The sequence below is a fragment of the Ideonella sp. B508-1 genome, assembly GCF_000333615.1.
GTDB lineage: Bacteria > Pseudomonadota > Gammaproteobacteria > Burkholderiales > Burkholderiaceae_C > Ideonella.
This window is the reverse complement of sequence record NZ_BADL01000245.1, coordinates 1-13,904: the sequence shown is the minus strand read 5'-3', so window position 1 is coordinate 13,904 and position 13,904 is coordinate 1. Positions and strand designations below refer to the sequence as shown.

The 13,904-nt window shown below is 68.4% G+C and carries 8 protein-coding genes; 6 read left to right on the top strand and 2 right to left on the bottom strand.

From position 1 onward, the window contains the following. The 5 genes from ccsA to I73_RS27240 form a co-directional block, all read left to right on the top strand. Positions 1 to 437, top strand: a 437-nt coding sequence (ccsA, locus tag I73_RS10080; RefSeq protein ID WP_026096549.1) for a cytochrome c biogenesis protein CcsA, incomplete at its 5' end; no start/stop codon positions are given. A 43-nt stretch (positions 438 to 480) separates the two neighbouring features. Next, entirely contained in the window at positions 481 to 1,167 is a 687-nt protein-coding gene (locus I73_RS10075) for a dienelactone hydrolase family protein (RefSeq protein ID WP_026096548.1), read from the top strand. 99 nt (positions 1,168 to 1,266) lie between these two features. Next, complete coding sequence (msrP, locus tag I73_RS10070) at positions 1,267 to 2,256, top strand: protein-methionine-sulfoxide reductase catalytic subunit MsrP (protein ID WP_022980485.1); 990 nt, start codon at positions 1,267 to 1,269, stop codon at positions 2,254 to 2,256. Continuing rightward, a complete protein-coding gene (locus I73_RS10065; RefSeq protein ID WP_022980484.1) occupies positions 2,256 to 2,858 on the top strand; it encodes a sulfite oxidase heme-binding subunit YedZ in 603 nt (200 codons plus the stop codon). The genes msrP and I73_RS10065 overlap by 1 nt, the downstream gene beginning before the upstream one ends. Positions 2,859 to 3,023: 165 nt before the next feature. Then, complete coding sequence (locus I73_RS27240; protein WP_022980483.1) at positions 3,024 to 5,624, top strand: M36 family metallopeptidase; 2,601 nt, start codon at positions 3,024 to 3,026, stop codon at positions 5,622 to 5,624. Positions 5,625 to 5,682: 58 nt separating this feature from the next. On the opposite strand, the gene I73_RS27235 is transcribed toward I73_RS27240, so the two are convergent. Beyond that, positions 5,683 to 6,813, bottom strand: coding sequence for an HD-GYP domain-containing protein (locus I73_RS27235; RefSeq protein ID WP_022980482.1), 1,131 nt, complete (start codon positions 6,811 to 6,813; stop codon positions 5,683 to 5,685). Between the two features lie 106 nt (positions 6,814 to 6,919). Further along, on the bottom strand, positions 6,920 to 12,592 hold the full coding sequence (uvrA, locus tag I73_RS10050; RefSeq protein WP_026096546.1) for an excinuclease ABC subunit UvrA: 5,673 nt from the start codon (positions 12,590 to 12,592) through the stop codon (positions 6,920 to 6,922). Between the two features lie 223 nt (positions 12,593 to 12,815). Here uvrA and I73_RS27230 point away from each other — a divergent pair, with 223 nt between their 5' ends. Beyond that, the gene (locus I73_RS27230) at positions 12,816 to 13,613 is read left to right on the top strand and encodes a winged helix-turn-helix domain-containing protein (RefSeq protein WP_022980480.1); all 798 of its coding nucleotides are present in this window, start codon (positions 12,816 to 12,818) and stop codon (positions 13,611 to 13,613) included. Positions 13,614 to 13,904 lie beyond the last annotated feature (291 nt).

Sequence of the window (13,904 nt, the reverse complement as noted above, 5' to 3'; positions counted from 1 at the left end):
CCCTGGCCAGCGCCCCGCAATGCCCCGTGGACGCCGCCTGGAAGGCCGTTCGCCTGATCGGCGGCACCGCACTGTTCTTCGCGCTGATGGTGTCCCTGCGGCGTCCGATCAACGCGAGAACCCCCACGCTGACCGTGATGGACGATGTCATGTACAAAGCGATCGCCGTGGGCTTTGCCTTCTTCACGATCGCCACCGTGCTGGGCGCCTTCTGGGCGGCCGAGGCCTGGGGCGGCTACTGGAGCTGGGACCCGAAGGAGACCTGGGCCTTGATCGTGTGGTTGAACTACGCGGCCTGGCTGCACATGCGCCTGATGAAGGGCCTGCGTGGCGTGGCATCGGCCTGGTGGGCGCTGAGCGGGCTGGTGGTCACCACCTTCGCCTTCCTGGGCGTCAACATGTTCCTCTCGGGCCTGCACTCCTACGGCACCTTGTGAAACCGCACTGACACGTGAGACAGGAGACCGTGTGATGAGCCAGATGATCGAGTTCAAACGCCCCGACGGCAAGGCCGCCCAGGGCTGGCTGGTAGAACCGGCCCAACCCCAGGGTGCACCCGGGCTGGTGGTGATCCAGGAATGGTGGGGGCTGAACGATCAGATCAAGGGAGTGGCCGAGGGCTATGCCCGCGCAGGCTACCGTGTGCTGGTGCCCGACCTCTACCGGGGCCAGTCGACGGTGGAAGCCGAAGAGGCCGCGCACCTGATGAACGGCCTGGATTTCGCCGACGCGGCCAGCCAGGACATCCGGGGCGCCGTGCTGCACCTGCAGGCCAGCGGCAGCGCCAAGCTGGGTGTGACGGGCTATTGCATGGGCGGGGCGCTCACCCTGCTGTCGGCCTGCTTCTCGCCGGAACTGGCGGCCGCGGTGGCCTGGTACGGCTTCCCGCCGCTGGAGTACATCGATGCCTCCAAGATCCGCGCCGCGGTGATGGGCCACTTCGCCACCCAGGACGGCTTTTTCCCGGTGACCACCGTGCCCGCGCTGGAAGCCAAGCTCAAGGATGCCGGCGTGTCCACGCATTTCCACACCTACGAGGCGATGCACGCCTTCGCCAACGAGACCCAGGTAGACCCGCAGCGCGAGCCCAGCAACCGCTATGACGCCCAGGCCGCCGCGCTGGCCATGGAGCGCACGCTGGCCTTCCTGCGGCAGCACCTCGGGTGAACTTGTCCCACCCCGTCCGATCGTAAGGTTCGGGCGGCGGGCGCGACTCATGGAGAAGCCCTGCCACGGCGGCCCTGCCGCCCATCACGAGGATTCACCATGCACCCCTTGAAAGACCGCGGTTTCCAGCACCCTGTTGCCTCGGAGATCACCCCCCGGGATCTCTGGCAAAGCCGCCGCCAGTGGATGCAGGCCGCGGCCGCGGCAGGCATGGGCCTGGCGGGTCTGTCCCCCCTGAGCGCCGGAGCCCAGACCCTGACGGGCCCGGGCAAGCTGCCCAAGCTGGCAGCCGGCCGCTCCGGCGTCGCGGGCGCTGTCGTCATGGACAAGCCCACCTCCTACGACGATCTCACCCACTACAACAACTTCTACGAGTTCGGCACGGACAAGAGCGACCCCGGCCGCCTGGCCGACAGCCTGCAGACCCGCCCCTGGACGGTGACGATCGGGGGTGCGGTGCAGAAGCCGCGCACCTTCGGCATCGAGGACCTGCTCAAGCTGGCGCCGCTGGAGGAGCGCATCTACCGCCTGCGCTGCGTGGAAGGCTGGTCCATGGTGATCCCCTGGATCGGCTACTCGCTGTCCCAGCTGCTGCGGCAGGTCGAGCCCACCGGCAATGCCAAGTACGTGGAGTTCGTGTCACAGGCCAACCCGGCGCAGATGCCCGGCCTGCGCTCGGGCGTGCTGGACTGGCCTTACCGTGAGGGCCTGCGCATGGACGAGGCCATGCACCCGCTGACCCTGCTGGCCATGGGTCTCTACGGCGAGGTGCTGCCCAAGCAGAACGGTGCACCCGTGCGCCTGGTGGTGCCCTGGAAGTACGGCTTCAAGAGCGCCAAGAGCCTGGTGAAGATCCGCCTGGTCGAACAGCAGCCCGTCAGCAGCTGGACCCGCGCGGCCCCGGAGGAATACGGCTTCTTCTCCAACGTGAACCCCCATGTGGACCACCCGCGCTGGAGCCAGGCCACCGAGCGCCGCATCGGCGAGGACGGTCTGTTCGCCCGCAAGCGCCCGACGCTGATGTTCAACGGCTACGAGGCCCAGGTGGGCGCGCTCTACGCCGGCATGGACCTGAAGAAGTTCTATTGATGGTGCAGCGCTGGTTGTTGCACCCGGCGGCCAAGCCGGTGCTGTGGCTGCTGCTCGCCCTGCCTGCCGCATCGCTGCTCTGGCGTGGCTTCCATGACGCCCTGGGCCCCAACCCTGCCGAAGCGCTGATCCGGGGGCTGGGGGACTGGACCCTGCGTCTCTTGTGCCTGACCCTGCTGGTCACCCCGCTGCGCACCTGGACCGGCTGGCATGCCCTGGCGCGGTGGCGCAGAAGCCTGGGGGTGGTCACCTTCCTGTACGGCACCCTGCACTGGCTGGCCTACGCCTGGCTGGACCAGGGGCTGAACGGGTCCGCCCTGGTCCATGACGTGGCCAAGCGGCCCTTCATCCTGGTGGGCACGGCCGCCTGGCTGGCCATGCTGCCGCTGGCGGCCACCTCCTTCAACGCCGCCATCCGCGCCATGGGGGGGCGCCGCTGGCAGGACCTGCACAAGACGGTCTACGGCATCGCCCTGGCTGCCTTGCTGCACTTCTTCTGGGTCAAGGCGGGCAAGAACGACTTCGCCGAGGTCGGGCTGTATGGATCGATCATCCTGGGCCTGCTGGCTTGGCGTTGGCGGCGCTGGCGCGTCGGGGATTGATCACCCCTAATCCGAAGGTGCATTCACCATCCAGAAACAAAGCGCAACCTTGAGAATCGGAACCCTTCGTTCGCTGTCGCGCCCGGACCAGGGCACGACAGCGGTGTGACCAGCGCGCCCCCCACCGGGTGGTCGCGCAGTGCTCCTATATGGAAGTTCCGAACCATGCGTCACTTTGTCCTGGGAACCATCGCTGCACTGTGGGCTGCCGGCAGCCTGGCCGCACCGGCAGCCTCCCCCCTGTCTGCCCAATTCAAGTCGGGTGATCTGCCCGACTTCGATGCGGTTCTGCAGACCCGCCAGTCGGTACCCGCATCGCTGCGCCAGACCGCGGACACCCAGGTGTCCCGCTTCGGCTTCCGCAGCCAGTACGACAGCCGCCTGGGCCTGACCTTCCTGTGGGCCAAGAAGGGCAACAACAACTCCACGCTGCGCAGCAGCCTGACCGGCCAGGCCCTGCACGAAGCCACCGCACGCCACTTCCTGGCGCGCCACGCCACGGCCCTGGGCCTGTCGCAGAGCGCCATCAACGATGCGCAACTGTTTGATCACCAGGACAACGGCAACGGCCCAGTGATCCAGCGCTTTCGCCAGCACGTCGGCGGTGTCGAGGTGTTCAATCGCGACATCAGCGTGCTGATGGACCGCCAACAGCGCCTGGTGGCCATTGCCGGCTACTTCGCCTCGCAGGCCGACGCCTCCAGCCTGGCAACCGCCAAGTACGCTCTGAGCGCGCCCCAGGCCATCGTCAAGGCCTTCGCCAATCTGGGCGGCAAGGTCAGCGGCAACTTCACCGCGGGTGCCACCCAGGGCGCCTATCGCACCTGGGCCCGTCCAGCCGGCCAGGGTGATCTGCAGCTGGAAGCCGACCCGCGCGTCAAGCCGGTGCTGTACGCGCTCAACGGCAAGGTCGTCCCGGGTTACTACATCGAGCTCTCCGCCGCCACCCGGGATGGCGCCCGTCAGCTCGACTATGGCTACGTGGTGTCGGCCGAGGACGGCAGTGTGCTGTTCCGCAAGAACCTGACCACGTTCGAAACCGCCACGCCTTACACCTACCGCATGCTGGCCGACAAGTACGGCGTGCCCTACGACTCGCCTCTGGGCAACGACACGGAGCCTTTCAGGAAGTTCGACTACACCAAGTCGGTCCCACGCAGGGACGTTCCCTCGCGCCTGATCACCCAGTCGGCCAGCAGCGAGATCTCGACCCAGGACCCTTGGCTGGCCAATCGCGCCATCTCCACCTCGGGTAACAACGTCAAGGCCTACCTCGACCTGGCGGCCCCCAATGGCTATTCGCCCAGACGGGGCGACCTGATCGCCAGGACGACGGCTGCCAACACCTTCGACTACCCGCTGCAAGGCGATGTGGACCCGAGCACCACATCGGCCCAGAACGCGGCCGTGGTCAATCTGTTCTACATGAACAACTGGCTGCATGACTTCTGGTACGACCACGGCTTCAACGAAGCCGCTGGCAACGCCCAGGTGAGCAACTACGGCCGCGGCGGCGTCGAGGGTGACCCGATCCTGGCCGAGGGGCAGGACTTCTCGGGCCGCAACAACGCGAACATGTCGACCCCCGCCGACGGTGGCTCGCCGCGCATGCAGATGTACCTCTTCGACGGCCTGAGCACGGGCGAATTCCAGGTGGTGGATCCCGCATCGCTGGCCGGCAAGCTCACCTACGGCACCGCCGCCTTCGGCCCCCAGGGCTTCGACCTGACCGGCACACTGCAACTGGTGGACGATGGCACCGCCCCGACCACCGACGCCTGCACCCCCCTCATCAACAGTGCTGCGCTGACTGGCAAGATCGCCCTGATCGACCGGGGCAACTGCAGCTTCGTCTCCAAGGCCAAGATGGCCGAAGACGCTGGCGCCATCGGTGCCGTGATCGTGAACAACGTGACTGGCTCGCCCATCGGCATGGCCGGTGACGACGTCACGGTGGTCAACATCCCCGCGATGATGATCACACTGGACGACGGCAACGCCATCAAGGCCTCGCCGACCCCGGTGACTGTCCACATGCAGCGGACCCAGCCGGCCCATGACCTGGACGGCACCATCGACGAAGGCATCATCGCCCACGAGTTCTTCCACTACGTGAGCAACCGCCTGGTCGGCAATGGCAGCGGCCTGTCGAGCAACCAGGGCAAGGGCATGGGTGAAGGCTGGAGTGACTTCAACACCATGCTGCTGCAGGTGCGCCAGAACGACACCCAGGTCAAGACCAACCTGACCTGGAATGGCGCCTACTCGGTGGGCAGCTACGTGACCGGTGAGGCCTATTTCGGCATCCGCCGTGCGCCCTACTCGACTGACTTTGCGAAGAACCCGCTGACCTTCAAGCACATCCAGAACGGCGTGCCACTGCCCACGACCGCTCCGCTGGCCTTCGGTCAGGATGGCGCCAGCAACGCCGAGGTGCACAACACTGGCGAAATCTGGGCCAATGTGCTGTGGGAGGCCTATGCCGGCTTCCTGCAGGACGGTCGCTACACCTTCAAGCAGGCCCGCAGCAAGGTGCAGGACTACATCATCGCCGGCCTGAAGATGACGCCCAACGCGCCGACCATGCTGGAGGCACGCGACGCCATTCTGTCGGTGGCCGATGCCACCGACGACGCCGATTTCATGATCTGGGCCACCGCCTTCGCCAAGCGCGGCATGGGGGCGGGCGCCATCGGTCCGGACCGCTCCAGCACCGACAACGTCGGCGTGACCGAGAGCTACGTGGTGGCCACCCCGACCCCCTGAGTCGCCTCGCGACCGCAGCAAAAGCCCGCCACTCGGCGGGCTTTTTTCCGGGAGCGGCTCAGGCCCCGACGATCAGTCCGGCGATCATGTCCTCGCTGATCCGCATCGGCATGGCATGCGCGGGCAACAGGGCCGACACCGCGTGGCTGTCGCGCGAGGTGTCGGCCAGCCTGGGCGACTGACGGGGCTCTCCCGCCGAGGTGGTCAGGATGGCGACGTGCGGGTGATAGGCCTTTTCGCCGTTGCGCACCACGATGCCCATCTCGCCGCTGACCAGGCGCACCACGCTGCCTGGCGGAAAGATGCCGAAGGCCTTGATCAGGGCCCCCGCCAGCGGGCTGGTCTGCCCCATCTGGTGCAGTTCCCGTCCCGCCTGGCGGGCGCTGATCGCCGGGCGATCGGCCCGGTCGCTCAGACGGGCGGTGTAGACATCGGCAAAGCGCAGCATTTCGGCCAGTTCACTGCTCTCGGACGTGCCGCAGGGGTAGCCGGATCCGTCGGGCAGTTCGTGGTGCAGGCGGATCGCCTGCAGCCACGCCTCGTCCTGGATGCCCGCCTCGGCCAACATCTGGGCGCCGCGGAGGGGGTGATCGTGAATGGCCTCGCGTTGGCGCGCGGTCAGCGGCGAGACCTGCGTGGCCAGCCGTGCCTGCAGATCGACCATCGCGATGTTCATCGTCAGCGCGGCCTGGAAGGCACGACGCTGGTCGACATCGCTCCAGCCCAGGTACCGCGCGGCGGCCTGACTGGCCGTGGCCGCATGGATGGAATGGCGCACCCCATAGTGACCGCCCCCGCCGCTGGACTGACGCACCACCTGGGCCAGGGCCACGTCGGGCGCGGTCTGGATCAAGGCCAGAAGCTGGTCCGTGGCCTCCTCGATGGCCCCGGCCAGGGCCGGGGTCTCGGTGGCGAACACCTCGCGCATCTTCTGCCCGCAGTCCTCCCAGGCCCGAGGCAGACGCGCAGCCCGCGGGGGCGGCGGCCGACGGGCCGCGGGCAGCAGGCCCGCGAGTTCATCGACCTCCACCAGGGCGCCGCGCTGGAACAGATCCTCCAGCTGGCGCTGATCGGCAATCACCTGCCCCTTGGCCAAGAGCAGCAGGTGACCCTCGTCGCGCACGCTGAACTGCAGCGGCTGGCCGAGCTCGATGCAGTTCTGGACGGAGGCGAGGGAGCAGACGCGCATGGCAGGGTGGACAGGTACAGGGGGCGGCCCTGGAAATCGGATCGATTTCCTGACATCGGCAGCCCAGCCGCCAGCTTGAGGCCGGGATCACCCGGCCGCCGCCGGTTCAGCGCCGCGCCAGCACCGGTTGCAGGGCATGGCCGGTGTGTGTGCCGGCGGCCACCAGGGCCTCCGGCGCGCCGGCACAGACCACCCGGCCGCCGCCGGTGCCGCCCTCGGGCCCCAGGTCCAGCACCCAGTCGGCCTCGGCGATCACGTCCAGGTCGTGCTCGATCACCACCACCGAATGGCCGCCGTCCACCAGGCGGTGCAGCACGCGGATCAGACGCTCCACGTCCGCCATGTGCAAGCCCACCGTCGGCTCGTCCAGCACATAAAGGGTGTGGGGCGCCTTCTGGCCGCGCCGGCCCACCTCGTCGCGCACCTTGGTCAGCTCGGTCACCAGCTTGATGCGCTGGGCCTCGCCGCCCGAGAGGGTGGGACTGGGTTGGCCCAGGGTCAAGTAGCCCAGGCCCACGTCCTTGAGCAGTTGCAGCGGATGGGCGATGGACGGCATGCTGGCGAAGAATTCCACCGCCTCGTCCACCTCCATCTTCAGCACGTCGCCGATGCTCTTGCCGCGCCAGGTCACCGCCAGCGTCTCGGTGTTGAAGCGCTGGCCGTGGCAGACATCGCAGGGCACCTTCACATCGGGCAGGAAGCTCATCTCGATGGTGCGCATGCCCTGGCCCTCACAGGCCGGGCAGCGGCCCTGGCCGGTGTTGAAAGAGAAGCGGGCCGCGGCATAGCCCCGTGCCTTGGCCTCCAGCGTCTCGGTGAAGAGCTTGCGGATCGCATCCCAGAAGCCGATGTAGGTGGCCGGGCAGGAGCGCGGTGTCTTGCCGATCGGCGTCTGGTCGACCTCCAGCACCCGGTCCACACCGCCCCAGCCGCTCAGGCTCTGGCAGCCCTGCAGGATGACGGACTGGGCCGCGGCCTCGTCGTTCTTGCGGCCCTTGGCCGCCACCAGCGCGGCCACATTGGCCAGCAGCACGTCGCGCGCCAGCGTGGATTTGCCGGAGCCGGAGACGCCGGTGACCGCCACCAGCCGGCCCAGCGGCACATCCACATCCACCTGCTGCAGGTTGTGCAGGCGGGCGCCGCGCAGCTCCAGCGCCGGGGTGGCCCGGGTCACCTCGCGCCGTGCCTGCAGCGGGTGGACCAGCGGATGGGCCAGGCAGCGGCCGGTCACCGAATCGGGCTGCAGCGCCAGCTCGGCCGCCGTGCCCTGGGCGATCAGCCGACCGCCGCGCCTGCCGGCGCCGGGGCCGATGTCGATGATGTGGTCGGCCCGGCGGATGGTGTCCTCGTCGTGCTCCACCACCACCAGGGTATTGCCGTTCTGGCCCAGCTGGTGCAGCGCGTTGAGCAGGATGCCGTTGTCGCGCGGGTGCAGGCCGATGGTCGGTTCGTCCAGCACGTAGCAGACGCCCTGCAGGCTGCTGCCCAGCTGCGCGGCCAGACGGATGCGCTGGGCCTCGCCACCTGACAAGGTGGGCGCAGCGCGGTCCAGCGTCAGGTAGCCCAGGCCCACTTCTTCGAGGAAGGCCAAACGGCCCTGGATCTCGGTGATGACGTCGCGGGCGATGCCCAGCTCGCGGGCGCTCATCGCGCTGCCCGCGCTCAGGCCCTCGATCCAGGCCCGGGTCTGGGTGACCGACCACTGGGCGACGGCGTGGATGCCCTCACCCTGGAAGCTGACCGCGCGCGACATCGGGTTCAGGCGGGCGCCATGGCAGTCCGGGCAGGCCTCGCCGGCCAGGCCTTCAACCTCGGGCTCCTCGCTGGGGAAGCTCTGCTCGCGGCCGCGGTTGTCCTCGTCGCGCACGCTGTCGTCAAAGGCCTTGCGCTGCTCGCGGGTGAGCGCCAGGCCGGTGCCCACGCAGCTGGTGCACCAGCCATGCTTGCTGTTGTAGCTGAACATGCGCGGGTCCAGCTCGGGGTAGCTGGTGCCGCAAACCGGGCAGGCCCGCTTGGTCGAGAAGACCTTGACGCTGCCGATGGCCAGCGTGGAATCGCCGTCGGCCAGCGCCTGGGCGAGGCCGTCCAGCGGCGCCAGCAGGTGCAGCACGCCCTTGCCCACGTCCAGGGCCTGGGCCAGCAGGCGGCGCAGCTCGGCCTCGTTCTCCGGGCTCACCACCAGGTCGCCCACCGGCAACTCCAGGGTGTGCTCCTTGAAGCGGTCCAGCCGCGGCCAGGGATCCACCGGCAGGAACTCGCCATCGACCCGCAGGTGGGTGTGGCCGCGCGCCTTGGCCCACTTGGCCAGGTCGGTGTAGACGCCCTTGCGGTTGACCACCAGCGGCGCCAGCAGGCCGATGTGCTGGCCCTTGTGGTCGCGCAGCAGCTGGGCGGCGATGCTCTCGGCCGTCTGCGGCATCACCGGGGCGCCGTCATGCACGCAGTGCTGCAGACCCAGCTTGACCCACAAAAGGCGCAGGAAGTGCCAGACCTCGGTGGTGGTGGCCACGGTGGACTTGCGCCCGCCGCGCGAGAGGCGCTGCTCGATGGCCACCGTCGGCGGGATGCCCCAGACCGCATCCACCTCCGGCCGGCCAGCCGGCTGCACGATGGAGCGGGCGTAGGCGTTGAGCGATTCGAGGTAGCGGCGCTGACCTTCGTTGAAGAGGATGTCGAAGGCCAGCGTGCTCTTGCCCGAGCCGGACACGCCGGTGATGACGCTGAACTTGCCCCGCGGGATGTCGACGTTGAGCGCCTTCAGGTTGTGCTCGCGGGCGTTGATGATGCGGATGGCCTCGTCCTCGGCGCGCTTTTCGCGCACCACCCGGCCCAGGTAGCTGCCGCTGTCGGCAGCGGTCTTCTCGCCCGCATGCAGGGCGCCATCGTATTCACGCAGGGCCGCGCCGGTGTGGGACGTGGGGTGGCCGCGCAGGTCCTCCGGCGTGCCCACGGCCACCACCTCGCCCCCGGCGTCGCCACCTTCGGGGCCCAGGTCGATCAGCCAGTCGGCCGCGCGGATCACGTCCAGGTTGTGCTCGATCACCAGCAGCGAGTGGCCGGCGTCCAGCAGCTTGCGCAGCGCGCGCATCAGCTTGGCAATGTCGTCGAAGTGCAGGCCGGTGGTCGGCTCATCGAAGACGAAGAGCGTGCCCTTCTTGGCCACCGGCTGGCGCGGCCGGCCCGCGGCCTCGGCCAGGAAGCCGGCCAGCTTCAGGCGCTGGGCTTCGCCGCCCGAGAGCGTGGGCACCGGCTGGCCCAGGCGCACATAGTCCAGGCCCACGTCCACGATGGGCTGCAGCTTGGCCACCACCTCGCGGTCGGCCGCAAAGCACTGCACCGCCTCGCTGACGGTCAGCTCCAGCGTGTCGGCGATGGACAGGCTGCGGCCGGCCCGCTCGATCTTCACGTCCAGGATCTCGGCGCGGTAGCGGCTGCCATCGCAGTCGGGGCAGCGCAGGTAGACATCGGAGAGGAACTGCATCTCCACATGCTCGAAGCCCGAGCCGCCGCAGGTCGGGCAGCGTCCGTCGCCGGCATTGAAGCTGAACATGCCGGCGGTGTACTTGCGCTCCTGCGCCAGGGGGGCCACCGCGAAGAGCTTGCGGATCTCGTCGAAGGCGCCGACATAGCTGGCGGGGTTGGACCGTGCCGTCTTGCCGATGGGCGACTGGTCCACGAAGGCCACGTCGGCCAGCAGGTCGGCACCCAGCAGACGGTCGTGCAGGCCCGGGGTCTCGGTGGCGTGGCCGAAGTGGCGGTTCAGGGCCGGCACCAGCACGTCCTGCACCAGGGTGCTCTTGCCCGAGCCGGACACGCCGGTGACCACGGTGAGCCGCTGCAGCGGGAACTCGACCGAGAGGTTCTTCAGGTTGTTCTGCCGCGCGCCTTCCAGGATGAGCCGCGGCGTACCGGGCTCGACAAAGCGTCGGAAGCCCATGCCCACCGACTTGCGCGCCCCCAGGTAGGCACCGGTCAGGGTGTCGGCCTCGCGGGCCTGCTCCGGCGCGCCGTCGAAGACGATCTGCCCGCCCTTCTCGCCCGGGCCGGGGCCCATGTCGATCAGGCGGTCGGCCGCCAGCATCACCGCCGGGTCGTGCTCCACCACCACCAGGGTGTTGCCCGCGTCGCGCAGGCGCTGCATGGCCTGGACGATGCGGTTCATGTCGCGCGGGTGCAGGCCGATGGAGGGCTCGTCCAGCACGAACAGGGTGTTGACCAGCGAGGTGCCCAGCGCAGTCGTCAGGTTGATGCGCTGCACCTCGCCGCCACTGAGCGTGCGGCTCTGGCGGTCCAGGGTCAGGTAGCCCAGGCCCACGTCGCACAGGTACTTCAGGCGGTGCTGCACCTCTTCCAGCAACAGCTTGAAGGCCTCGTCACGCAGCGCGTCCGGCAGGGTCAGCTGGTCAAAGAAGCGGCGCAGGCGCTCCAGCGGCAGCAGCATCAGGTCGTGCAGGGACAGGCCCGGCAGGGCCTCCAGCTGCGCACGCGTCCAGCCCACGCCCTGGGGCAGGAAGCGCTTTTCCGGCGCCAGCACCGCATCGGCGTCGGCCTGGGAGCCCACGCGCCAGAGCAGGGCCTCCAGCTTGAGCCGGGCGCCGCCGCAGACGGTGCAGGGGGTGTAGCTGCGGTACTTGGACAAGAGCACCCGGATGTGCATCTTGTAGGACTTGCTCTCCAGGTACTCGAAGAAGCGGCGCACCCCGTACCACTGCTTGTTCCAGTTGCCGTTCCAGTTCGGCGAGCCCTCGATCACCCACTCGCGCTGGGCCGGGGTCAGCTGGTTCCAGGCGGTGTCGCGCGGGATGCCGGCGTCGCCCGCGTACTTCACCAGATCGTCCTGGCATTCCTTCCAGGCCGGGGTCTGCATCGGCTTGATGGCGCCGTTGCGCAGGGTCTTCTTCTCGTCCGGGATGACCAGGCCGAAATCCACCCCGATCACCCGGCCGAAGCCGCGGCAGGTCTCGCAGGCGCCGTAGGCCGAGTTGAAGCTGAACAGGGCCGGCTGGGGCTCGCTGTAGCGCAAATCGCTTTCCGGGCAGTGCAGGCCGGTGCTGTACTTCCAGAGTGAAGGCTCACCCTCGTCCTGCAGGGCGTAGACGGTCAAGCGGCCCTGGCCACGCTTGAGCGACAGCTCGATGGCCTCCATCACCCGGGCGCGTTCGGCGTTGCCCAGGCGCAGGCGGTCGGCCACCACGTCGAGCAGCTTCTTGTCACCCGCCACGCGCTCGGCCTGCACCCGGCTGAAGCCACTGGCCGCCAGCCACTGTTCCAGCTGCTCGGCGGTGGTGTTGGCGGGCAGCTCTACCGGAAAAGTGAGCACCAACCTCGGGTCGCCCGCGGCTGCGGCACGGGCCTGCAGGTCTTCGTAGATGGTGTCGGGGTTGTCGTGCCGCACCGGCAGCGCGGTCTGGCGGTCGAACAGCTGGGCGGCCCGGGCGAACAGCAGCTTCAGGTGGTCGTTCAGCTCGGTCATCGTGCCCACCGTGGAGCGGCTGGTGCGCACCGGGTTGGTCTGGTCGATGGCGATGGCCGGGGGCACACCCTCGACCTTGTCCACGGCCGGCCGGTCCATGCGGTCCAGGAACTGGCGGGCGTAGGCCGAGAAGGTCTCGACGTAACGCCGCTGGCCCTCGGCGTAAAGGGTGTCGAAGACCAGGCTGGATTTGCCCGAGCCGCTGGGACCGGTGACCACTGTCATCTCGCCGGTGCGGATGTCCAGGTCCAGGTTCTTGAGGTTGTGCTGGCGGGCGCCGCGGATGTGGATCAGGCCGGAGGACATGGCAGGCAGGGCGTGGAGGAAGGGCCGCAAAGGGAGATCAGCCGCTTATGTTGACACGGGGCAGGCCCACCCGGTGAGCGACTGGTCATTGCTTCGCCAGTCCCCACTCAGGTATCGCAATGTAAAGGCAGGGTAAAACGGGGCTGTACATGTCCCCAGATCCCTCGGCAAGGCCCCAGGGCAGGCCTTAGGCTTCGTTTCCAGGTTTTCCCGAGCTTGGTTCATGAAGTCCGACTACACCCCTTCGCCCCAGCGCCCCGCCCGCATCCTGGTGGTCGACACCGACCTTGAGGCGCAGGAGACCATCTCCCGCACGCTGTCGCAGCGGGGGCACCAAATCGAAGTGAGCGATGACGTCACCAGCGTTGCCACCTGCGGGCGCAAAGGCTTCGACCTGTTGGTCGTGTCGCCGGAAACCCGCCTGCGCCGTGGGCCCGACCCCTGGACCCAGCTGCGGCTGCTGCGAGACAACGGTGGCGCCCCCCCGGTCTTGGTACTGCTGACCGCCAGCCACGCAGCAGACCGGGCCGTGGCCCTGGAACTGGGCGCCGATGCCGTGCTGGACAAGCCCTTCCACCCCGGTGAGCTGAGGGCCCGGGTGCATGCCCTGCTGCGCCGCGCCCGCCCCACGGCCGTCCCCTCGGCCTCGGCGGTGCGCTTCGGGGACTGGGAACTGGAACCCGACAGCCGCACGCTGGTGGCCCCCACCGGGCTGCAGGTGCCGCTGTCCGAGGCGGAGTGCGCGCTGCTGCAGGCCTTTCTGGAACACCCGCGCAGCACCCTCAACCGTCAGCAGCTGCTGGACATGGCCCGCGGCCAGGGCGTCCAGCAGCTGGACCGCAGCATCGATCTGCTGGTGTCCCGGCTGCGCCACAAGCTGGATGACGATCCCCGCTCGCCGGCGTTGATCTACACGGTGCGTGGCATCAGTTACATGTTGCATATCCTGGCAGTGCGTACGTCCCAGATGGCGATCGTGTGCGCCGATGACATCATGTGGACGAGGTATTCGTCGACATAGGGAGTGGCAAGCCTGGGGTGTCCGGATACTCTGAGCGTCGAAGGCTCGCGTCATTGGAAGGTGGGGTTGGACGAGATGCAGGTGGGTTGTGAGAATTAATGCGTGAAGATCCTTGTAATTGCGAGCAGTGCGAGGAGCCGTGGCAGGCGAGGGGGTGTTGGGGTTCAGGTCCAATTGGGGGGGCGGGCGTTGGGAAGTCCGGAGCCTCTCCAGGGAGCTGGCGGTTGATGGCAGGGTCTTGGCCGAGTTTACCAGTGGCAGGACCAGCACCTGGCAGATCCAGTCGGGTCA